The sequence below is a fragment of the Pantoea sp. SIMBA_079 genome, assembly GCF_046940275.1.
GTDB lineage: Bacteria > Pseudomonadota > Gammaproteobacteria > Enterobacterales > Enterobacteriaceae > Pantoea > Pantoea borealis.
The window spans coordinates 1-232 of the sequence record NZ_JAWRYR010000968.1; the positions used below are offsets into that span (position 1 = coordinate 1).

The 232-nt window shown below is 60.3% G+C and carries 1 protein-coding gene; it reads left to right on the forward strand.

Annotation, left to right across the window (positions count from 1 at the left end; all coding sequences use genetic code 11):
- Positions 1-232: hypothetical protein (locus SB719_RS22820; RefSeq protein ID WP_412160135.1), on the forward strand; the 232-nt coding region annotated here is incomplete at both ends.

Here is a 232-nt window from a genome sequence, read left to right on the forward strand (position 1 = left end):
GGAATCGGCTGGAAAAAATACAGCCCGTCCGGATCATCCGATGGGAAACCGGAGCAAGTGTCCCTGCTCGGCACGCCCACGGTCATAGCCCAGCCTTCCGGCGTCCAGCAGGTCCAGGTCATGAACCCGCCCCCTGCCCCGCAAGTGAACTTGAATCTGACAATTCATGCGCAGTCGCCTGCAACGCCGGAGGAAATTGCGAACCTGGCTGCTGCCAAGGTTTCGCAATCCG